Annotated in this window: 22 protein-coding genes; 9 read left to right on the top strand and 13 right to left on the bottom strand. The window is 52.5% G+C overall.

The annotated features are described in order from the left end of the window. Nucleotides 1–722, bottom strand: a 722-nt coding sequence (locus WKJ04_RS11070) for an Ig-like domain-containing protein (protein WP_337880478.1), incomplete at its 3' end; no start/stop codon positions are given. Nucleotides 723–881: 159 nt separating this feature from the next. Between WKJ04_RS11070 and WKJ04_RS11065 the strand changes: the two genes are divergently transcribed. Beyond that, nucleotides 882–2,189, top strand: a complete 1,308-nt coding sequence (locus WKJ04_RS11065; RefSeq protein ID WP_337880477.1) for a dicarboxylate/amino acid:cation symporter — start codon at nt 882–884, stop codon at nt 2,187–2,189. 45 nt (nt 2,190–2,234) lie between these two features. Here the strand turns inward: WKJ04_RS11065 and WKJ04_RS11060 are convergent, their stop codons facing one another. From WKJ04_RS11060 to WKJ04_RS11050, 3 genes are all read right to left on the bottom strand, one after another. After that, a complete protein-coding gene (locus tag WKJ04_RS11060; protein WP_337880476.1) occupies nt 2,235–2,882 on the bottom strand; it encodes a thiopurine S-methyltransferase in 648 nt (215 codons plus the stop codon). Beyond that, the gene (sohB, locus tag WKJ04_RS11055; protein WP_337880475.1) at nt 2,882–3,874 is read right to left on the bottom strand and encodes a protease SohB; all 993 of its coding nucleotides are present in this window, start codon (nt 3,872–3,874) and stop codon (nt 2,882–2,884) included. The genes WKJ04_RS11060 and sohB overlap by 1 nt, the downstream gene beginning before the upstream one ends. Before the next feature lie 100 nt (nt 3,875–3,974). Further along, complete coding sequence (locus WKJ04_RS11050; protein WP_337880474.1) at nt 3,975–6,371, bottom strand: VolA/Pla-1 family phospholipase; 2,397 nt, start codon at nt 6,369–6,371, stop codon at nt 3,975–3,977. Between the two features lie 211 nt (nt 6,372–6,582). On the opposite strand from WKJ04_RS11050, the gene WKJ04_RS11045 reads away from it, so the two are divergent. Then, on the top strand, nt 6,583–7,326 hold the full coding sequence (locus tag WKJ04_RS11045) for a YciK family oxidoreductase (RefSeq protein ID WP_337880473.1): 744 nt from the start codon (nt 6,583–6,585) through the stop codon (nt 7,324–7,326). A gap of 70 nt (nt 7,327–7,396) precedes the next feature. Here WKJ04_RS11045 and WKJ04_RS11040 read toward each other — a convergent pair whose 3' ends face one another. Both WKJ04_RS11040 and galU read right to left on the bottom strand, forming a co-directional pair. Beyond that, entirely contained in the window at nt 7,397–7,924 is a 528-nt protein-coding gene (locus WKJ04_RS11040; RefSeq protein WP_337840337.1) for an H-NS histone family protein, read from the bottom strand. Between the two features lie 169 nt (nt 7,925–8,093). Beyond that, complete coding sequence (gene galU / locus WKJ04_RS11035) at nt 8,094–8,987, bottom strand: UTP--glucose-1-phosphate uridylyltransferase GalU (protein WP_337840338.1); 894 nt, start codon at nt 8,985–8,987, stop codon at nt 8,094–8,096. Nucleotides 8,988–9,156: 169 nt separating this feature from the next. Between galU and can the strand changes: the two genes are divergently transcribed. Continuing rightward, the gene (gene can, locus WKJ04_RS11030; protein ID WP_337840339.1) at nt 9,157–9,813 is read left to right on the top strand and encodes a carbonate dehydratase; all 657 of its coding nucleotides are present in this window, start codon (nt 9,157–9,159) and stop codon (nt 9,811–9,813) included. Here can and WKJ04_RS11025 read toward each other — a convergent pair. From WKJ04_RS11025 to purU, 3 genes are read right to left on the bottom strand one after another with little or no spacing between them, the layout of a single operon-like run. After that, a complete protein-coding gene (locus WKJ04_RS11025) occupies nt 9,800–10,324 on the bottom strand; it encodes a hypothetical protein (protein ID WP_337880472.1) in 525 nt (174 codons plus the stop codon). The genes can and WKJ04_RS11025 overlap by 14 nt on opposite strands. Next, a complete protein-coding gene (locus tag WKJ04_RS11020) occupies nt 10,324–10,806 on the bottom strand; it encodes an acyl-CoA thioesterase (protein ID WP_337880471.1) in 483 nt (160 codons plus the stop codon). The genes WKJ04_RS11025 and WKJ04_RS11020 overlap by 1 nt, the downstream gene beginning before the upstream one ends. 41 nt (nt 10,807–10,847) lie before the next feature. Beyond that, the gene (gene purU, locus WKJ04_RS11015) at nt 10,848–11,681 is read right to left on the bottom strand and encodes a formyltetrahydrofolate deformylase (protein WP_337880470.1); all 834 of its coding nucleotides are present in this window, start codon (nt 11,679–11,681) and stop codon (nt 10,848–10,850) included. Between the two features lie 289 nt (nt 11,682–11,970). On the opposite strand from purU, the gene tsaA reads away from it, so the two are divergent. The 6 genes from tsaA to WKJ04_RS10985 all read left to right on the top strand — a co-directional run bounded on the left by tsaA (nt 11,971) and on the right by WKJ04_RS10985 (nt 17,546). Then, nucleotides 11,971–12,759 carry a tRNA (N6-threonylcarbamoyladenosine(37)-N6)-methyltransferase TrmO gene (gene tsaA / locus WKJ04_RS11010; RefSeq protein WP_337880469.1) on the top strand — a complete coding sequence of 263 codons (789 nt, stop codon included), beginning with the start codon at nt 11,971–11,973 and terminating at the stop codon, nt 12,757–12,759. Next, entirely contained in the window at nt 12,650–13,756 is a 1,107-nt protein-coding gene (locus WKJ04_RS11005) for a galactose oxidase (protein WP_337880468.1), read from the top strand. The genes tsaA and WKJ04_RS11005 overlap by 110 nt, the downstream gene beginning before the upstream one ends. A gap of 58 nt (nt 13,757–13,814) precedes the next feature. Beyond that, nucleotides 13,815–15,536: a proline--tRNA ligase gene (locus WKJ04_RS11000; protein WP_337880467.1), complete on the top strand. Its 1,722-nt coding sequence runs from the start codon at nt 13,815–13,817 to the stop codon at nt 15,534–15,536. Between the two features lie 40 nt (nt 15,537–15,576). Continuing rightward, a complete protein-coding gene (locus tag WKJ04_RS10995) occupies nt 15,577–15,882 on the top strand; it encodes a DUF6170 family protein (RefSeq protein ID WP_337880466.1) in 306 nt (101 codons plus the stop codon). A gap of 2 nt (nt 15,883–15,884) precedes the next feature. Next, nucleotides 15,885–16,676 (top strand): TetR/AcrR family transcriptional regulator, encoded by a 792-nt coding sequence (locus WKJ04_RS10990; RefSeq protein ID WP_337880465.1) that lies wholly within the window; start codon nt 15,885–15,887, stop codon nt 16,674–16,676. 120 nt (nt 16,677–16,796) lie between these two features. Next, a complete protein-coding gene (locus WKJ04_RS10985) occupies nt 16,797–17,546 on the top strand; it encodes a VacJ family lipoprotein (protein WP_337880464.1) in 750 nt (249 codons plus the stop codon). A 40-nt stretch (nt 17,547–17,586) separates the two neighbouring features. Here WKJ04_RS10985 and WKJ04_RS10980 read toward each other — a convergent pair whose 3' ends face one another. From WKJ04_RS10980 to WKJ04_RS10965, 4 genes are all read right to left on the bottom strand, one after another. After that, nucleotides 17,587–18,570, bottom strand: coding sequence for a galactose oxidase (locus WKJ04_RS10980; RefSeq protein ID WP_337880463.1), 984 nt, complete (start codon nt 18,568–18,570; stop codon nt 17,587–17,589). A 75-nt stretch (nt 18,571–18,645) separates the two neighbouring features. Beyond that, nucleotides 18,646–20,067 (bottom strand): peptide MFS transporter, encoded by a 1,422-nt coding sequence (locus WKJ04_RS10975; protein WP_337840350.1) that lies wholly within the window; start codon nt 20,065–20,067, stop codon nt 18,646–18,648. A gap of 196 nt (nt 20,068–20,263) precedes the next feature. Then, nucleotides 20,264–21,451, bottom strand: coding sequence for a c-type cytochrome biogenesis protein CcmI (ccmI, locus tag WKJ04_RS10970; RefSeq protein ID WP_337880462.1), 1,188 nt, complete (start codon nt 21,449–21,451; stop codon nt 20,264–20,266). Next, nucleotides 21,448–21,948 carry a cytochrome c-type biogenesis protein gene (locus WKJ04_RS10965; protein WP_337880461.1) on the bottom strand — a complete coding sequence of 167 codons (501 nt, stop codon included), beginning with the start codon at nt 21,946–21,948 and terminating at the stop codon, nt 21,448–21,450. The genes ccmI and WKJ04_RS10965 overlap by 4 nt, the downstream gene beginning before the upstream one ends. Nucleotides 21,949–21,951: the final 3 nt, after the last annotated feature.

Genomic DNA, 21,951 nt, shown 5'->3' with positions numbered 1-21,951 from the left:
TCGACCTTCACAGCGGATGTTTTGGTGCCGACAGCGGCTGTGACGTCAATAGTGCGCAAGCTCTTATCGGAACTGCTGCTGAGCCGGGCTTTCGCGACGCCATCGGCTTCGGTCAGGGCGGAGACAATTTCCAGTTCCCCTGAGCTTGCACTGAATTGCACTGTGATACCGGGTTGCAGCACATTTTTGCTGTCCAGCACCAAAGCGGATAAGTCAATTTTTTCACTGGCGCCTGACCCCAGCTGTAAATTCTGCGCCACCAACCGCACCGAACCAACCGGAGAGGTCGGGGCCTCGTCATCCGCATCACCGGCGGACTCAAAACTGATTTGTGCACTGACACTGTCCGACAAACGGGCGGTGATGATCCCCGCACCACTTTTACTGCCAGCCAGGACACCTATGCTTGCTGTTCCAGTGCTGTTGGTCTGAGCTGTGCCCGCATCATTGCCGAATTTTGCCAGCAGAGGGTCCGACAGCGTAAACGTCAGGACCTGACCGGCCATAGAGCGGCCGGTGGAAGAACTCAGTTGAGCCTGCAGAGTCAATGGTTGTGCCAGGCTCAGGGCTGAACTGCTTTGCCCGGTCGCCGTGTTCAGACTCAGGCTGATACTGATCACTTCCTGCTGTCCCGGGGAGTCACTGCCGATGGTACCACCACCGCCACCACACCCCTGAAGACTAAGCAATAACAGCAGCAGGTAGTCTCGAGCACTCTTCATCATCCCATCTCCCTGAACGACTAACTTATTGTATTGCTTCAAGCTTAGCCCTGAATTTCGACCCAGGTTAGCTTTATTCCGGCATTTGCTGTTTTTCTTTTACTGGCCAAACTGCTAGGCTAGGCGGCATTTTTTGGACTGTACTGGACTCTACACTTGATGAATAACACAAAAAAACTCAGTCTGACGGCCCGTATTCTGATTGCGATGGCTTTGGGTGTTCTGGTTGGCGCAGCATTTAAAGGCCTGTTGGCTGGCGCAGAGGAAAAAGTGTTTTCTCTGCTGGGGCTGGATATTGCCCTGAAAGCATTTTTCGTCGATGGCATTTTCCACATTGGCGGACAGATTTTTATGGCCAGCCTGAAAATGCTGGTAGTGCCGCTGGTGTTTGTGTCGCTGGTTTGCGGCACCAGCTCGTTGAGCGACGGGGGCACTTTAGGCCGGCTGGGCGGCAAAGCACTGGGTCTGTACACCCTGACCACCGCCATAGCTATCGGACTGGCGATATTTTTTGCCGTGCTGGTGTCCCCTGGTGCGGGCGTTGAAATGACATCCGATGCCAGTTTCAGCGTTGCGCAGGCGCCTTCTTTGGTTGAAGTGATCCTGAATATATTTCCGAGCAACCCGGTCGAAGCCATGGCTAAAGGCGAAATGCTGCAAATCATTGTGTTTGCGGTACTGATGGGCCTGGCCATTGCGTTAAGTGGGGAGGCTGGCGCCCGGGTTCGGGACTTTTTTAATGACCTGAATGAAGTCGTGATGAAGCTGGTCGGTTTTATGATGGAGCTGGCTCCTTATGGGGTATTTTTCCTGATGGCCAAGTTATTTACCACGCTGGATTTGTCTGATTTAAGCAGTCTGGCCTGGTACTTTGGCACTGTTTTGTTTGTGCTGTTGTTTCACGGTTTTGTTGTCTATGGCGCGTTTCTGCAGCTGGCAGGCCGTTTAAATCCGCTGATGTTTTTCCGCAAAATGAAAGATGTGGCCTTGTTCGCCTTCAGTATGTCCAGCAGCAATGCCACTATTCCAGTCAATCTGGAAACGACCACCAAAAAACTGGGGGTCAGCAATAACATCGCGTCTTTCACCATCCCACTGGGGGCCACCATCAATATGGATGGCACCGCCATTATGCAGGGAGTGGCCACCGTCTTTATTGCGCAGGTCTTTCAGGTGGATTTGACGTTTACGGACTATTTAATGGTGATCCTGACGGCAACCCTGGCCTCTATTGGTACAGCCGGTGTGCCAGGTGTTGGTTTGATTATGCTGGCGATGGTGCTGCAACAGGTCGGTTTGCCTGTCGAAGGTATTGCGCTGATTATCGGGGTTGACCGTCTGCTGGACATGACCAGAACTGCAGTCAATATCAGCGGCGATGCCATGGTGTCCTGCCTGATAGGCAAAAGTGAAAATCAGTTTGACCAGCACCTTTATGACAACCCGGATGCCGGCAAGTCAGCCTGAAGCTGTCCTGTCTGATCAAAAGCCGGAGTGTGCTCCGGCTTTTTTTTACCAACGGATCAGATAAGCCCGCTCCTTCAACTGACTGACACTGAATTGCCGCTGAGCGAAAGGCCGCCCGGTCAGATCCCTCACAGCCAGCAGCGCTATCTCAGATGCAAAGCCAAATAAGTCCCTGACTTCTGCATCAGTCACCGCAAAAGGCGGCCCTTGCATTTCGGCCTGCGGATACTCCAGCGTCAGCAGCAGTAACGAAGCCGTGGGGCACAACAACTTCAACTGTTGTGTGTAGGCCAACCGCATGGATTGAGGCAACGCAATCAGCGCCGCCCTGTCATAAATCAGTTCAATCTGGCCTGGCTGCTCTGCCTGCAGTGCAAAAAAATCGCCCTGCCAGAGCCGGATCTGTTCAGCGCTGAACACTTGATGTGAGCCATGTGCCTCTCTCTGCGCCAGCCAGCCTTGCTCCTGAAAAAACTGCTGACAGGCCAGCTCAGACAATTCAGCCCCGACGACAGGACCAAACTGGCGCCACCACAGCATATCCAGGCTTTTACCGCACAAAGGCACAAAGGTGTGCACTGGTGCGACTAAACGCAATTGCTGCGTCAAAACCGGTAACAGCGGGTGCAACTCAGTCTGATGAAAACCAATGCGTTGTTGCTGCCAGCATTGATGCCAGAATTCGGGCTGCATCAGTGCCAGCCTGTCTGCTGGGCCAGCTTCAGCCAGGCTTTGTGCACAGCAGACGCTGCTGCCAGACCTAAACGCTCTGCCAGTTTGGCTTTCAGTTGATAGCTGACCTGCACCACCAGCTTGTGTTGGTAACTGTCCAGCAGGTAATCATCACTGGTCTGTAGCTTGTCGACTAACTGCAGCTCTTTAGCCTGGTAACCAAACCAGTGCTCCCCTGTCGCCACTTTGTCTATATCCAGCACAGGCCGGTGTCTGGCGACAAAGTCTTTAAACAGCAGATGGGTTTGCTCCAGCTCCTGCTGAAACTTCTGCCGGCCTTTGTCGGTATTTTCGGCAAACACAGTCACGGTACGTTTAAATTCACCTGCGGTGAACTGTTCAACATCAATATGGTTCTTTTTCAATAGTTTATGGAAGTTTGGCAGCTGAGCCACGACGCCGATAGAACCGACGATCGCAAAAGGGGCCGCAATAATGCTGTTGGCAATACAGGCCATCATATAACCACCGCTGGCAGCCACTTTATCTACCGCCACAGTCAGAGGGATGTTGCGTTGGCGCAGCCGCTCCAGTTGAGATGCCGCTAAACCATAACCATGCACCACACCGCCCGGGCTTTCCAGCCGGACCAGCACTTCATCTGCAGCCGTGGCAACCGCCAGTACAGCCGTCACTTCTTCGCGCAGCGCTTCCACTTCGTGCGCGTCTATACTGCCATTGAAATTAATCACAAAAAGCCGCGGTTTTTCCGCAGTCCGCCCTTTGTCATCAGGCTGGCTTTTTTTCCATTGCTTAAAGGCCTTTTTATCCAGCAACTGCTGCTGGATTTCGAGTTGCTGCTCTTTGTAGTCGGCCGACAAGTCGGTGAATTCCAGGCCCGCTTTCTGGCCTTTTTGTCGGCTGCTGATCACCAGGATAAGAATAAAGGCGATACAGAGCACCAGAGTGACGGCTTTGGCCAGAAACAGGCCATAGTGATACAAAAATTCCACGGGTTTTCCTCAAGGCAAAAAAGGGCATTCTAGCCTGCGGCGGCTGAATTCAGCAAAAGAAAAGGCCCGGCAAAAGCCGGGCCTTGGTCGGTAAAGAAGTTTAGTTGGCAGGAGCCATTACAGCACCATTAGCCACGCTCAGCCCGGCACCGCGGCTTAAGAAGAAACTCACGGTCTGGGTTTGCATCTCAGTGGTCACCGCCTGTACTGTAGGGCGCAGCAATGAACCGTGCTCACCGGCAATAAAGCGGCTCAGCGAGGTGCCGGTCACAGGGTAAGAACCTGCCACATTGTTGACGGCTGTGGCCCCCAACAGACGGGCTAAAGGTTCAGTTCCCGCCAGAGGCATGCCGGCCGCCTGATTGGGGATCACCTGATCCGGCAGGCTGTCGGCGCCATTACCCACCACTTCGTTGATATAAGCTGGTGTTGCAGTGGCAACAAAGGTTGAGGCAAAGTTATTTGGATCGCCAGAATCAGTCACTGTCTGCGCCGCAAAGGCAAACTGGGTAAAGGCTGCATTCATCGCCGCCACAGCCGCTGTATTGCCAGTGCTGGTCAGATACTGCACAAATGGATTGAAGCAGGCTGCAAAGGGTGCCTTTAACGCTGCACCACAACCGCCCTGAGCAGTCGCGAAGTCAGTAAAGCCCTGAGCCGTTGAACCACCGGCACCTAACAACACGCTGGCTTTAATAGTGGGCGCAAAAGCTGCAGATTCCAGCAGGAAGTTCGCCACAGCACCACCAGGCACTGACAAGGCCGCAGTACGCATCTTATACAACGCATCTAACTGAGCACTGCCAGTGGGGCTGTTTGCCATAGCCACCGCAGAAACACCGCTGATGGACCCCAGGGAAATCCCAAGGAACTGCACGTCCTGGGTATTCAGCAAACCAGGCTGGTTATTGAAGTTCATGCCCAGACGCAACCCCAGAATGTCGGCAATACTTTGACGCAGGTTATCACGGGTCACCAGCAGGTTAGACAGGTTCATATACACCGTCGCATCCACTGTGGTGGCGTTCATCTGACCAAAACCCCGTGCACCGTGCAGCGGATGGTCGATGGCAATAGTCGCAAAACCGCGGGCAGACAGCGCACCGGTAATGGCCAGCATATCTTCTTTGCGTGAGGTGATACCGTGTTGCAAAATCACCACAGGCCAACCCGCCGCAGGTTTGGTCACACCAAGACCGGCCACCAGGGTTTCATCCGGCACTGTCACCTGCACCGGCACGTTCTGCACCGAGTTCACTTTCGGGATCAGGTTAAACTTGGTCAAATGGCGGAATTTATCAACACCAAAGTCACGTAAGGCACCACTGGAGGCCGCATTACAGAATGCATCATTGGCCAGTTGAGCCGGGTCGGTGATTGCTGCTTCCAGCGCTGCTTTTTGCGCTGCTGTCAAAGCTGCCACCATAGCACCAGAATCACAACGTGCTACCCAGCGGGTATTCAGCGGTGCCGTTGGGTTGGCTTCAGTCGGTGTGCCCAGATAATACGGCAGATTCACTGTGCCTGTGTACAAACGGGCCATCTTAAAGGCAAACCGTGGATCGGCCGGGGTCAGGCTGACACCAGGGAACAATACATCAGACACAGCGGCTCCCGTATTGGTCAGGCTCAGCACAGGCGAAGCCGCAGTGCCAACTGTCTGCCCCATCAAGCCTTTGATGGTACTAAACACAGGTTGTACCGACTGGGTCGTGATAGCCGCAGTGTAAATAATGCTGTCTTTGGCAATGCCCTGGGAGGCAACCACGTTTTCAAAACTGTTAATCACCCCCTGCAATGCCAGTTGAGCCGCCGAGCCCAGTGGCTTGGTTGCGATATCCTGGCGCACCAGCTCATAGGTGGTGGACGCGGCTACCGCACGGCCTTCAGAATCTTTCAGCTGGTCAGTCAGAACCAGCAGATAGGTGGTATTGGACTTCAGCGGTTTTAACGGGATCACAGCCACGCTGTTGCCGCTGGCTTTGCTGATGTAATCCACCCCAAAGGTCAGGCTTTTCACCGCTTTACAGGCCACACCACGGGGCACGGCACGGCAGTCCGCGTCGCTGGACATCGGGTCGCCCATCACGGCTTCAACCAGCATCACAGAACCCGGCATCGAGGCTGTGGCAGCATCCAGTGAAACACCACTGGCAAAACTTAAACTGATGGAAAACGGGTTTTGGGTTGACCAACCGTCCAGAGCCCCTAAAGCCGTTGACGGGTCTGCATAATTCGGGGCTGCCAGCGCCGCGCCAGTCACCGCGCTTTTTTCACCCGGCATATATAAGGTGCCATCTGTGGTGCCCTGCAACAACAAATCATTGGGTACAGACAAAGTTCCGGCTGAAGGGTCAAATACGACGCGGGATAAAGGTTTCAGTACCTCCCCGCCAGTTTGTGTGTCTTCTTTAATATCATCCAGTGATTCACCGCCACCACAACCAGTCAGGCCTAAAGCACTGGCAACGGCAAAGCTAAGCAACAGCTTTTTCATATCATCTCCCCGTGTCCTGTATATCTTTTGTTTTCGCACCGCTCTGGTGCGTTTTTTGTTTTTGTGATCCGAGCCTTAACAGCTACGACCAGTTAAACTTAACCCAAACCAAAAAAATTCGCTAGCGCAAAATAGGTGAGGTCAAAGAAAGGTGCAAAAATCTGTCGGAGCAGGTATGCTGCCGCCATTTTTTAAGGTCTGAGAGAGAGTTATGTTTGTTTATCAAGCCGCAGCAAATGCCCTGACAGGGAAAGTGATTCTGGTCACAGGAGCTGGTGATGGTATAGGCAAAGCCGCCGCCAAAACCTATGCCGCCTTTGGCGCTACGGTGATACTGCTTGGCAAAACGACAAAGAAACTCGAAGCCACCTACGATGAAATCGTCGCCGCCGGCCACCCGGAGCCTGCTATTGTGCCGCTCGATTTAAAAGGCGCCACAGCCAGGCACTACAAAGATATGGCGGCCACCATTGAGGCTGAATTTGGCAAGCTGGACGGCCTGTTACATAACGCAGGCATTCTCGGCGTATTAAGTCCGTTTGAACACATTGATTTAGCCAGCTGGAATGACATTCTGCAGGTGAATCTGACCTCCGCCATGTTGCTCAGCCAGGCGCTGATGCCGGTGTTGAAAAAATCCCCTCATGCCTCTGTTGTCTTTACATCCTCAGGTGTTGGCCGCAAAGGCCGGGCCTATTGGGGACCTTATGCAGTCTCCAAGTTCGCCACAGAAGGCTTAATGCAGCTGATGGCTGATGAATATGAAGGCTCAAACATCCGGGTCAATGCAATCAATCCGGGCGCAACCCGCACCAAAATGCGCAACCGGGCATACCCTGGCGAAGATCAATTGAGTTTACCGACAGCAGAAAGCATTATGCCGGTTTATCTTTATCTGATGAGTGATGACAGCCAAAACGTCAATGGTCAATCATTGGATGCACAACAGCAATAACGCTGTTCCGCTCAAAAATAACAAGGCCCCTGAACAGGGGCCTTGTTATTTCCAGATATAACAGCTGTGATTATTTCTTTTGTAACAGCTCGTCCCCATTGGCCTGAGCCCATTGGTTCCATACATCCACTTTGGCGTTGTAATTCTCAACAGCCTGAACCACTGCGTCTGCTAACAGTGCTTCCACATCTTTTTCATACTTGGTTTCGACTTTATGAAACGGCACCACTTTGATACCGCGGTCTAATAAACCCTGTTTCATCGTATGGGTTTTTAACAGATTCAATTTGCCTGCATCAACATAAAAGAACTGGCTTTCCTTATTGATGGTTTTGAATTTTGGCTTGACCGGGCGTTTCCCTACTGGCTCAGACGGAACTGCTGCTGATACAGCGGCCTCAGCATCCAGCTTGTAGCCCAGTTGCTCCAGGGTGAACCCCTGAGCTTTTGCCAAAGCACGGATCTGATCGAGCACTTCCGTTTCTTTTTGCCGTTCAGCCAAGACTGAATTTAAGGTATCAATTACTTCCTGTAATTTGATGGTCGTGATTTCTTTAGCAGCTTTTTTAAGCTCTTTTTTATCCAATAACAAAGACATTTAAACCTCCGACTAAATAACTTGCTGCAGAATACTACGAAAAATATTTCTGCAGCTAATATATTTTGCTTTTCAGACAAAGATATTCAGAAAAATGGCGATAAATTTTCTGATACTGATTAAAAAGCTAGATGACTTTTATATGTTGTCCAGTGTTCAGGGCCAGAATCTACCACGGGTTTTGTTTCAAAAAAGTGGCAAACTCGTCTTTTAAAATGGGGTCTTGCAAGGCATATTCAACAATGGCTTTTAAGTACCCAATTTTGCTACCACAATCATGAGATTTGCCCTGAATATGGTAAGCCTCAATCGCTTCCAGGGCTAACAATGAATGCAAAGCATCGGTCAGCTGAATTTCGCCACCTGCCCCAGGAGCGGTCCGGCGTAATAAATCCCATATATTCGCGGACAACACATAACGGCCGGTAATAGCCAGATTGGATGGTGCTTCATCCAGATCCGGTTTTTCCACCATATCTTTAATTTGAATCGACTGTCCGGCGTCGAGCTCGCAACCATTTAAATCAACAATGCCATATTTATTGGTTTCAGTCTGCGGCACAGGCTCAACCATAATCTGACTGGCGCCCGTTTGTTCAAAGCGTTCTATCATGGCTTTTAAATTGTGCTTGCGTGGATCCGCCTGATATTTATCAATCAGTACATCCGGCAGTATTACCGCAAAAGGCTCATTGCCAACCACAGGCGCAGCACAAAGCACTGCATGCCCCAACCCCAAAGCCACGGGCTGGCGCACAGAGATGACAGTCACATGTTTGGGGTTAATGGAACGGACTTCGTCCAACAAAGAACGTTTGACCCGTTTTTCCAACTGAGTTTCCAGTTCAAAGCTGGTATCAAAATGGTTTTCTATCGAATTTTTACTGGAATGAGTCACCAGCACAATTTCTGTAATACCGGCAGCCGCCGCTTCTTCCACCACATATTGAATTAATGGTTTGTCGACCACAGGTAACATTTCTTTTGGAATGGCTTTGGTCGCAGGTAACATTCGGGTGCCCAGTCCTGCGACAGGAATAACCGCTTTTTTTAATTTCATCATCGCAACAATCCTTGCTTACAACCAAGTACAAGAGTTTTCTCTTCCTATGATACATGCAGGGGCTATAATGCGACCAGCTTTCTGTATCCCGCCTGAATCCGAAGCTGGTCGGGGTTCTTCCCTTGGAGGGATCAGGTATCGTAGCGCAGTTTTTTTCTAAGGTGAGCCTATGTCAGATATCAAACAATTATTCGCCAACAATAAAGAATGGGCGGATCGAATTGAGCAAGAAGTTCCGGGCTTTTTTAAACAACTGTCGGAACAACAGGCTCCAGAATATTTATGGATTGGTTGTTCAGACAGCCGGGTGCCAGCCAATGAAATAGTCGGTCTGTTGCCGGGTGAGTTGTTTGTTCACCGCAATGTGGCCAACCTGGTGGTGCATTCCGATATTAACTGCCTGTCCGTGTTGCAGTTCGCCATTGATGTACTGAAAGTCAAACACATTATGGTCGTCGGGCACTACGGCTGTGGTGGTATTGCCGCAGCCATGAATAAACAACGGATAGGTTTTGTCGACAACTGGCTGCGTAATATCAAAGATGTGTATGCGCTGCACCGTGAAGAACTGGATGGCATCGACAATGAAGCCACCCGACTGAATCGTCTTTGTGAGTTGAATGTGGTCGAACAGGCCCGGAATGTCTGTCACACCAGTTTTGTGCAGGATGCCTGGGAGCGGGGTCAGGAACTGACTGTGCATGGCTGGGTTTACAGCCTGCGTAACGGACGGGTAAAAGATTTAAAGGTCAGTTATTCCGCGCCGTCCCAGATCGACAACATTTACCAGTTGGAACCGATGGAAGAATCGCTCAGCGAAAAATAATCTCGGAGGGTTCAGTGCGCTGATACTGTGCGCTGTGCCCTTTCACCCACTCGCCATTTTTCTGATACTCCGACTCCACGGTCAGCTTGTCACCTTGAAGCAGCGAACGGGAACGCACCTGGGTAATGCCCTGCTGATTATTTTCCACCTGTTCCAGTGCCACTATGGCCCCTGTCGCAGCGTCCACCGACATAGTGCCATGCGTATAAAAACCTGCCGTGGTGAAATAATAAAACACCAGGCTTTGCCGTTTTTCATCCCAGAAGATCATGCTTTCGCCACCGTAAGCGCCATCATTCACCGAATGAACCGTTTTGATGGCCTGCCCGTTTAACACCCGCTGCCAGCTGGATTTATCCAACATTCGCTCGGTTTTACCCGGCTCCGTCAGATCGCCTTGCCAGAAACTGCCCAGAAAAGGCCGGAACACTTCCAGTTTCGGGTGCAACACAGCTTCAGCGGCCTGCACACCCCAGACACAACTCAGTACAAATGCGATAAGGTATTTCATCAGTCTCTCCCCGAATAAAAATCCAGCATATCCTGCTCTACTTCCTGCGAAAAGGCTTTGGTTTTGCGGGCATAGGCCTCCAGAAACCTGTCTTCGTCCGTTTGTGGTACCCAGGCCGGCACCCGTGCAGGCTGCCCCTGTGCATCCAACGCCACAAAGCTGATAATGCAGTGATTGGTCTCCTGTTTGGCGCCGCCTTTGCTGTCAAAAGAGCTGACCTGCACCAGCACCTGCATACTGGTGGTGCCGGTCTGGACGACACGGGCGACCAGCTCGACCTGATGCCCGACCAGAATAGGGTGACGAAAGCGGATGGTGCCGACGGATACAGTGACGCAATAAAGCCCGCTCCAACCGGCGGCACAGGCATAGGCCACCTGATCAATCCACTTCATGACCATACCGCCATGCACTTTGCCACCAAAATTAACATGGGTCGGTTCAGCCAGAAAACGAAATTCAACCTGTCGTTGCAATGCCATAGCGTCTCCTTTGTTCCAGACAGCATAGCTGCCCGGACAGGTTACAGAATCACTGTTTTATTGCCACAGACAAAAACCCTGTCTTCCAGCACCAGTTGCAGCGCTTTGCTCAGCACGTTTTTTTCCACATCCCGCCCCGCTTTCACCATATCAGACGCACTGTAAGTATGATCAACAGGTGTCACCAGTTGTTTGATAATAGGCCCTTCATCCAGATCATCTGTGACAAAATGAGCGGTCGCACCAATGATCTTTACCCCGCGTTTATGCGCCTGATGGTATGGGTTGGCGCCGATAAAGGCTGGCAAAAAACTGTGGTGAATATTAATAATCCGGCCCGGATAAGCCGCAACAAAAGCCGGGCTTAGTACCCGCATAAATTTAGCCAGCACCAGATAATCCGGATTGTAACTGTCGATCACCTGGCGAAGTTCAGCCTCATGCTGCTCGCGGCTTTTATGCAAATGGCTGACCCAGTGGTACGGCAGCTCAAACTTTTCGCTCAGGCTTTGCAACTCCGGGTGGTTCCCGACCACAGCCGCTATATCCAGCGACAACGAGCCGTCATACACCTTCATCAGAATATCGCCCAGGCAATGGGCTTCTTTGGTCACCAGAATCACCACCCGCTTTTTGCCTTGCGCAATCAGCTGGCGCTGGCTGCCTTTGGGCAAAGCGTGGTCTAAGTCCCACAACAGCGTCTGGTCATTAAAAATGCCTTCGAGCTGAGTACGCATAAAAAACACACCTGAATCCGGGTCAACAAATTCGGTATTGCGGATAATGTTCAGCTGGTGCTTGTAACAAATATTGGTGATCTGCGCGATCAATCCTTTGGAATCCGGGCATTCCACTAACAGTACTTTTTTTTCCATGGTTCTATCTTCTCGTCAGAAACTAAATCCACAGCAACACACGCCTGGTGACGTGTCGGATGCTGTCTGAGCGGAATTTACGTGGAAGGCAAAACGGGTCGATCCTTTGCAGACTCTGCTGTCTGTCTTTGCGCTTATGTATCCTGCATATCCACCAGATTGTAAAGCACTTTTTCTGACGTTCAGCCCCCAGGGCTGACAAACTTGTCCTCAGGTGAACGGACCTGCCATAATACTGCCCTGTTGTTTTTCGTTTTTGGTGTCTGACACCACATGCCCAGAGGATCGAATGCCCTCTTATCAACTGCAGGTCGTGGGTTACGTCCGCTCCCCTTACAAACAGAAATTTGCCATTCCCCGCCAGCCAGGCCTGATTGCCGAAGCCAAAGCTGAATTGGTGCTGGAAAAAGGTTTTGACGATGATGCGATGGTCCGTGGCATCGAAGCTTTCAGCCATTTGTGGCTGGTGTTTGTGTTTCATGAAACGGCGGACAAAGGCTGGTCGCCTTTGGTGCGCCCTCCCCGCTTAGGCGGCAATGAAAAAAAAGGGGTCTTTGCCACCCGCGCCACTTTCAGGCCCAATCCGGTCGGTTTGTCGGTGGTAAAACTCGAGGGCGTGCTGCGCCGCCAGGGCCGTTTAGTTCTGCAGTTATCCGGCGTGGATTTACTCGACAACACACCCATTCTGGATATTAAACCTTATCTGCCTTATGCCGACGCCTTGCCTGAGGCGCTGGGCGGCTTTGCCGACAGCGCGCCTGAAACCGATATGACGGTCAGCTTTTCGGAGCAGGCAAGCGCTTTTTGTCAGCACCAGACTCACTACCCCGATTTACGCCTGCTGATTGAAAAGGTGTTGAAACAGGACCCCAGACCTCAGTACAAAAAACAAAAAAGTGACAGTCAAAGCTATGGCATGACCCTGTATCACTTTAATATCAAATGGACAGTGAATGGAGGCCATAACCATGTTACAGAAATACATCAGCTGCAAAATCAGGCAACAGGGCCTGTTGCTATGCCAGGCGCTGACGCTGGGCCTGGTGCTGTCTCCCAGCCTGAGCGTTGTGGCGGCTGAACTGCCCCCACTGCCAGAACCTGTCAGCAATCAGGTTGTTTTGAGCACCAGTGTTGGCGGCAAAACTTATGTCAGCAGCTTTATGGGCCTGGGTGGCGGCAAAAGCGCCAAAGATGTGCATAACAGAGCCTGGCAATGGACGCTTGGTGACCCGGTCTGGCAAGCGGTCAGCCCGGTACCGAGCCGGGCCCGGCTGACAGGCCGGTTGGCGGCCAGCGGAGTGGCCATGCAAAACCACTTCTTTTTATTTGGCGGTTACACTGTCGCAGCCAATGGAGAAGAAACCACCAGCGCCGAAAGCTACAGATACAGCCCGGTGACCCGCACTTACAATAAACTGCCGGACATGCCCGTGGCGGTGGATGATGCGGTCGCGCTGAGTTATCAGAACCGGTACATTTACCTGGCCAGCGGCTGGTCACAGGACGGCAATGTCAACCTGATGCAGCGCTTTGACAACTTCACTCAGAAGTGGAGCCAGGCCACCCCTTTTCCTGGCACACCAACCTTTGGTTTAGCCGGAGCCATCACAGGCTCAGTGCTGGTGCTGTGTGATGGCGTGGCGATCAATTACCAGCCACAACCCCGTCAGTATCAGAGCCAGGCTCAGTGCTGGCGAGGCGACATTGACGCCAAAGACCCGGCAAAAATCAGCTGGCAGCAGTTACCCCACCCGACAGGCACAGCCCGTTACCGGATGGCCGCTGCTGAAGTGACCATCAATGGCAGTACCTACCTGGCCTTTGTTGGCGGCAGTGAAACGGCTTATAACTTTAATGGTATTGGTTACAATGGCCTGCCGGCCGAACCCAGCTCAGCCGTCTGGTTGTTTAATCCGGCCAGCAACAGCTGGTTACTGGCACAAACAGCTGTAGGTGTGATGGACCTGCGCACACTGCTGACACTGGACGGTGAGTTATACAGCCTTGGCGGCATGCTCAGCGGCCAGCAAGTGACAAACCAGTGGACCCGGCATCAGATTAAACTTCTGCCCTGAGCCAACGCTTGGTAGAATGCAACCCAATTTTTATGAAAAGAACAACACGGAATTCAGTATGCGGACAAGTCAGTATTTAATCTCCACCTTAAAAGAAACTCCGGCGGATGCTGAAATTATCAGCCATCAGCTGATGATGCGCGCTGGCATGGTGCGTCGCCTTGCTTCCGGCCTGTACACCTGGCTGCCGTCTGGCTTGCGGGTGTTACGCAAGGTGGAGCAAATTGTCCGTGAAGAAATGAATAAAGCCGGTGCCATTGAAGTGCTGATGCCTGTGGTGCAACATGCAGAGCTGTGGCAGGAATCGGGCCGCTGGGACAAAATGGATGCCGAACTGCTGCGGTTTAAAGACCGCCACCAGCGTGATTTTGTGTTGGGCCCGACCCACGAAGAAGTGATCACCGACCTGGTGCGCAAAGAAATCACCAGCTACAAACAGCTGCCAATCAACCTCTATCAAATTCAGACGAAATTCCGTGACGAGCGCCGCCCACGTTTTGGCGTGATGCGGGCCCGTGAGTTTTTAATGAAAGACGCCTATTCCTTTCATTTAAGCCAGGAAAGCCTGCAGCAAACCTACGATGCGATGTATCAGGCTTACTGCAATATCTTCACCCGTCTGGGCCTGGATTTCCGCCCAGTACTGGCCGACACAGGCGCCATTGGTGGCAGCATGTCGCATGAGTTCCATGTACTGGCAGCCTCAGGCGAAGATGCCATAGTGTTTTCCGACGGCAGCGATTACGCCGCCAATATCGAAAAAGCTGAAGCACTGAAACCTGCAGGTGAGCGCCCGGCCGCGACAGCAGCCAAAGCCGAAGTGGCCACCCCCAATGCCAGAACCATTGAGGAAGTGTCAGCCCTGTTGAACATTGCGGCGGCACGCATTGCCAAGACCCTGATTGTGCGCGCCCATACGGACGATGACAAAGCGCCGGCCAGCTTCGTGGCGCTTATCCTGCGTGGCGATCATGAACTGAATGAAATTAAAGCGGAAAAACACCCACTGGTGGCCAGCCCGCTGCAGTTTGCCACTGAAGCAGAAGTGCAACACATTTGTGGTGCAGCACCAGGGTCTGTCGGCCCTGTGGGTCTGAGTATTCCGGTCATTGTCGACCACAGTGCCGCCCATCTGGCCGATTTTGTCTGTGGTGCCAATAAAGATGGTGTCCATTTGACCGGTGTGAATTTTGACCGCGATATTCAGAACTACCAGAGCTACGATTTACGCAACGTGGTTGAAGGCGATCCAAGCCCTTGTGGCAAAGGCAAACTGGTCATTCGCCGCGGTATTGAAGTAGGCCATATTTTCCAGCTGGGCGACCGGTATTCGTCGGCAATGAAAGCCGGTGTGCTGAACGAAGAAGGCAAACACCAGATCATGACCATGGGTTGTTATGGGGTGGGTGTCAGCCGTATTGTCGCCGCCGCCATTGAACAGAACCATGATGAATTTGGCATTAAATGGCCAGTCGCCATTGCCCCATTTACCGTAGCCCTGGTGCCCATGAATATGCACAAATCGGTGCGCATTCAGGAAGCAGCCGAAGGGCTGTACAACGAACTGAGCGCTGCTGGTATTGAAGTGCTGTTTGATGATCGCAAAGAGCGTCCTGGCGTGATGTTTGCGGATATGGAGCTGCTTGGTGTGCCTTTCCATATCATCATTGGCGAACGCAACCTGGATGAGCAAAAGGTGGAACTGAAAAACCGCCTGACCGGTGAAAAGCAACTGCTGAACCTGAACGAGGTTCAGGCAGTGCTGACATCACTGATCTAACCGGATATTGCGGGCTCTTCGAGCCCGCTTCGGAGCTGTGATGCATTTCTCCAGTCATACCATTGCCGAATTACAGGGGCTGAATTTTGCGCAGCGCATGCAGGTGATCCGTAAAGCCTCCGATCAGCTGCCGACGCCGAAAAAGCTGCTGCTGAATCTGCTGAAACTGGCCATTCTGATCCCCTTGTTTATGTTGATCGCCCGTTATCAGCATATGGCCGATCTCGTGTGGATAGCGGCGCTGTTGCTGGCCTACCCCCTGCTGACCCGTCCGCTGACCTTTTGGCTGTGCCAGCCTTACCTGCGCCAAAGCAGAGCCCAGCTGAAGCTGGAAGGCCAAGGCTGACCATGCTGAAGTTCCTCTGTGATCTGGCCAGCAAAGAGCCGGTTTGCCCGCTGCAAAACCGGATCAGCCGTAAGCAACAGGCAATCGCTGACCGCGAACAAGAGCTGCTGGGTATCGCCTTTGAGCTGGTGAAACAAGAAGGCTTTGCCAACCTGACGATGGAGCGGCTGACCAAACTCAGCCCGTATTCCAAAGGCACCTTGTACAACCATTTTTGCAGCAGAGAAGACGTGATTGTCGCGCTCTGTAACGCCGCCATGCGCGAAGAGCTGGTGCTGTACCGCAAAGCCCGCGATTTTCAGGGCAACAGCCGGGAAAAAGCACTGGCGATGCACTTTGCCTATTTGCTGGCTTCTGAGCGCAACCCCGTATTATTTAACTGTGTGCTGACCGCCAAAAGCCCTTTTGTACAGGAAAAGGCCTCGCAGGCACGCACCCTGATGCAGCAGGATCTGGAAAAAGAAATTACCCTGCTGATCGACAGCCTGCTGGCCCAGGCGGTTGCACAACAGGAGCTGGACAGTCCAACAGAATCATCATTAGAGCTGATGGCCTTTGCCAACTGGGCCATGGCGTTTGGTGGTATAGCACTGCTGCTCAATGCCCGCGCCACCCACAGCATCAGCCGGCTGGATGGTATGAACCCATTTTTATTTAATCTCAATACCTTACTGGATGGCATGCAGTGGCGGCCACTCAGCACAGACTTCGACTACCAGCACAGCTGGCAACGGGTCGCTCAGGAAGTATTTTCTGTTGAAATGGCTGAACTTCCACTGCCATTTCAGCTCTGAGCCTGTTACAAATTCGAACTGTTGCTGTGGTAAAAGCGGATGTTTCCGGCCGTCATTTGTCCGTATAATGCCGCCATCCTGTCATCGTTCACTTAAGGATTTTCGTTGATGAAGCTAAGCATGATGCGTTTGATTTTTCCGTTGCTGGCCGTTGCGCTGGTCAGTGGTTGTGCCAGCACCACCAGCACAGAACCACAGGCCAACAGCGCCTACTCCGACCCAAGGGATCCGATAGAGCCCTTTAACCGCGGCGTCTGGGATTTAAACTACGACGTGCTGGATGCCTATATTTTGCGTCCGGCCACTGTAGGTTACATGACTGTGGTGCCCAAACCAGCCCGCCAGGGCATTGCCAATGTGGTGAATAACCTGGATGAGCCCGTGAATGTGGTGAATGCTTTATTGCAGTTCAAACCCAGAAGTGCAGCTATTGGCACAGGGCGTTTTGTCATAAACAGCACTTTGGGCTTGTTTGGTTTGTTTGATGTCGCTACCGCATTGGATTTAAAAGAACATGACGAAGACTTTGGCCAGTCACTGGCCGTCTGGGGTGTTCCTCATGGCCCTTATGTGATGTTACCCGCCATGGGACCAGGCACGGCGAGAGACGTCACAGGGCGTCTGGTGGACAATCTGTATTTCCCGGCCAACTGGCTCAACACACCACTGGCACTGACCAAAGCGGGCTTGAATATTCTGGGTGCCCGCGAGCAACTGATGTCCAGCGAACAGTTGCTGAAAGAATCGGTCGACCCGTACAGCTTTGTCAAAGAAGCTTACTTCCAGCGCCGTGCTTACGAAGTTCATGACGGCAACCCGCCAGCCGCCGAAGAAGATGAAGCTTATCTGGATGACTACCTGGATAACTGACCATGATAAACAGAGGGCTGATATGCCCTCTGTGTTTTTTCTACTCTGTGCTTAGTTTTTCCACCACTGCGCTGGTGGCATTTAAGCCCGCCTGGGTGGCGCCACCAATCAGATACAACTCATTATTCAGCACCACAGCCCCTAAACCATGCCGGGCTGTGGCCTGTACTCCGGCTTGTTGCCATTGTTGTTTTTGCAGGTCAAAACGCCAGACACCTGCATACACACCACCGCCGTTGGCATCAAAGTACTCACCGCCTATCGACCAGATGCCGTTTTGCCAGGCCACAGCGGCATGGCCCGCCTGAGCCTGGGGCAAGTCGGGTAATGACTGCCAGCTGGCTGGGCTGGCCAGATAACGCCGGAATCCGCTCAGATTGGCCGCCCCCATCTGACGCCCTCCCAACAGATAGCCGGCTCCATCATGAGTTACCGAAGCTGCGCTGTTGAACCGCAAGGGCAAGGCCGGCTGCACACTGATACTGAAATCGGCCGGGTTAAACACCCAATGCACGGACTGGTCTTGCTGGTCGCCCCAACTGGCATTGGCCTCACCTTTGGGGCTACGGCCAGACAGCAGATGCACTTTGCCATCAAGCACAAAACTGACAGTTTCAGTCAGAGGTTGGGGCAGCTGTGCTACTTTTTGCCAGCGTCCGGCGGTCAGTTCCAGTATGTCACTGCTGGCTTTCCAGTTGCCTTTATCCGCCAGCACAAAACCACCAAATAAAAACAACCGCTCTGCAACTGTCGCCAGATAGGCATGGTGCCGTCCTTCCGGCAAAGCAGGACCCATACTCCATTGGTTGCTTTTGGCGTCATACAGCTGCACAGCCGCTGTCATCTGCCCTTGCTCCAGTGGCAACTGGCTGGCAATACCGCCGGCCACCACAATTTTCCCCTGATACACCACAGGGTAAATTTCCTGCACTGCAACAGGCAAATCCGCCACTCGTTGCCATTGCAATTCTGCCTGCGCCAGCATACTGTTGCCTAGCAACAGCACAACCCCACATCCTTTCATGATTTCACTCCCTGCAGAAACAACCAAGGGTATAAGTTGCCTTATACCCTTGGTCAATTTCAAGCCGACACTGCGTTATTCAGTTTTCGCGCGCTCAGCACCATGCATCCAGCGGACCAGAGTGCCAGACAACAGCCACAGCAGTGCAGCAAACACCACCAGGGCCACAGCAATACCACCAAATACCACCAATAAACCGGCATCAGCCTGACGCACGCCCAATGAAGCGGCAAACTCCACCACGGCCGGGTTGTCACCGGCTGAGTCGGAATAAGCGCCAACGAAACCGGCGAGGTACTGTGCCACGGCAGGCATCAGGAACCAAATCCCCATCACCAGGGAAGCCAGTTTCACCGGTGCCAGCTTGGTCATCAGTGACAAGCCGACCGGCGAAATACAGAGCTCACCAAAGGTGTGGAACAGGAAAGCCAGGGTCAGCCACAGCATACTGGCTTTGGAACCAGGACTGGTTTGCATCTCAAACACACCCATGATCAGGAAGCCAAAACCAATAGCGGTCAGCAGCATACCGAACAGGATCTTAATAGGCGCATCCGCCTGAATATTCCTTGAGCTTAACGTCACCCATAACCAGGCAAAGAAAGGCGCAAATATGATAATAAACAACGAGTTCAGTGACTGAAACCAACCGGCAGGCACTTCAAAAGTACCGATAAAACGGTCAGTGTGCGACAACGCAAACAGGCTCATCAGACCACCAGCCTGCTCAAAGGCCAGCCAGAACATAGTCACAAAAATAAACAGGAATAACACCACGCGCAGACGATCAAATTCGACTTTGGTCAGTGGTGCCGCAGTCCCAGCTTCAGTGTGAGACAAAATACGGCCAGGTACTTTCCCTAAATCACCCAGGTATTTTTGCGCAAACAACAGCTGAATTAATACCGACAGCGTCATACCGATACCAGCGGCTAAATACCCATAACGCCAGCCAAAGGCATCACTCTCGCCCAGCGACGAAGTCACCAGCGGCGCCAGAAAACCACCAATGTTAATACCCATATAGAAAATGCTAAAACCACCGTCACGGCGGGCATCACCTGGCTGATACAAATCACCCACGATCGCTGAGATATTCGGCTTGAACAGACCGTTACCACAGATAATAAACCCCAGACCGACATAAAACAGATCCAGGCTGTGCGGTGTAGCAGCAAACAAGGTGAACTGGCCAGTGGCCATCAGAATGCCGCCAATAATGATTGAGCGGCGTTGACCTAACCAGTTGTCGGCAATCAGCCCCCCAAATAAGGTGGTGGCGTACACCAGGCCGGTGTAATAACCATAGGTCAGCAAGGCATCGCCATTGGTCATACCAAAACCTGGGTTGGTCGATTCAGTGGCGGCAACCAAAGTCAGGATCAGCAGCGCGCGCATACCGTAATACGAAAAACGTTCCCACATTTCCGTGGAGAACAATAAAAATAGTCCTTTCGGGTGCCCGAACAGGGTGCCCGAAGCTGGAGGTTGATTCATAACGTGTTCCTAGAGTTCTGTTGTTTTAATTATGTTGCGGGTCACAACCAGAGCGCTTCAAGCCTGCCTGAACAGCAGGCAAACTGCCGTGTTATAGCCGATTGGGCTGCAAATGAAAAGTAAAAACCAGCCACAGGGGGCTGGCTTTGGGATAACAGGGGTTGTTTGCTTAAAATTCAGCCAACCCAACAGCGGCTCAGGGCTGCAGCATCAAATTCAGCTGCACCGGCGCTGTGCCCAGCGTCACAGGCTCACTGCTCACTTGCGGGCCTTTTTCGTCATTCAGTACCTGACCGGACAAGGACAGACGCGCCGTGATCTGCACCGTTTTGGCATTGCTTAACGCCCACCCCTGCTGCATCGCATCTTTGTCGGTCAGACGAATTTTCTGCTCACCTTTAAAGGCCGGTAACCTTTTGACCGCCAGTGGCAAAGGCGGCCCATCGATGGCTTTGGCAAACACAAACAAAGTTGCATTCTGGTACGCCTGATACACCAATTCCGGGATCTGCAGCTGCAGTTCAATCACTGGACCGGTCAAGCCAGCCTGATGTTGTCCCAGCTTTTGTTCGATCAATGCGTAACGCGGGTCCTCTTTTTCCAGCTTAGGTAACAACAGTGCCCAGGCCTGCTGCGCCTGCTGCAGATCGCCCCGCTCCTCAGCCACCATGCCTAACATGGACAGCGCATCTGTATTGCCGGGTTCCTGTTGCAGCACCCGGGCTAAAGCCCGGCCAGCTTTCCCCAGACTGTCTTCATCACCTTGCACCAGCAGGGCCTGACTGTAGCTGACCAGCAAATTGACTCTGTTGGGGGTCAGTTGCAACGCCTTTTCAAACGCATCCACAGCATCAGCGGCCATACCTTTGGACAATGCAATGCGGCCAATCACAAACCAGGCCACGGCATCATCGCCTTCGGCAGCAATTTTGCTACGCAGCGCCAGCGCAAACAGCTGCACTTCCTCGTCCGTCAAAGGTTCGCCTTTATTCAGCAATGCACGCTCCCCAAAACTGGCCAGATTGTCTTTGGCCAGCTGCCACTGCGCCAGTTTCTGGTAGTGGCCTGTCAGCGCATACAAGGCCAGGCTGGCTATTATCACCAGGCTGATGGTGCCCCATAACCAGCCCTGACTGGCTTTTTGCTGAACCGCCTGCAACTGTTCATGTTCAAGGTATTCAGCCTTAAGATCTGCCGCCGCCAGCTCAAAATCCAGCTCAGCCAGCTCGCCCTGACGGCGGGCCTGCGCCAGTAACTGCAGTTTTTGTTCAAAGAGCCCCAGCTGGTTTTCTGCCGCTTCCCTGCTGCGTCGGGCCAACAGCAGCAACGCAATAATTACGACCAGCATGCCAACAAAAGCCAGCAGCAACGAACTCCAGATCATGGTTTTCTCCTGTACTGCTCAATCAGTTGGTCCAGTTCCCCTGCCACCTCTGTGTGTTTGCTGACGACGCTGTCAGCGCCACTGTGCTGCCCACGGCGGCGCCAGAATACCGAAAGTACCAGCAGCACCAGCATCAGGGCCGGAACTATCCAAAGCAGCAGTGTGCTGCTGTTCACTGGCGGCTGGTAATGCACAAAGTCACCATAGCGGCTTTTCATATAAGCCAGCACCTGCTCTTTATCCTGACCGGCTTTTAGCAGCTCCAGTGTTTTATTGCGCATATCCACCGCCACTACCGCATGGGAATCGGCAATATTCTGGTTCTGGCATTTTGGGCAGCGTAGCTCATGTGTCAGCTCTTTAAACAACGCCTGCTGTTCGGCAGAGTCAAACTGAGTGATGGCAACAGGGGTGCCCGGTTTTTCCTCTGCAAAGACAGCAGCAGGCAACAGCAGCAGCGCTGATGCCAACGTCAGAGCAAGGGTTGATCGCTTCATACC

Origin of the sequence: Rheinheimera sp. (genome assembly GCF_037442345.1) — a bacterium.
GTDB lineage: Bacteria > Pseudomonadota > Gammaproteobacteria > Enterobacterales > Alteromonadaceae > Pararheinheimera.
This window is presented reverse-complemented; position numbering and strand designations above follow the sequence as displayed.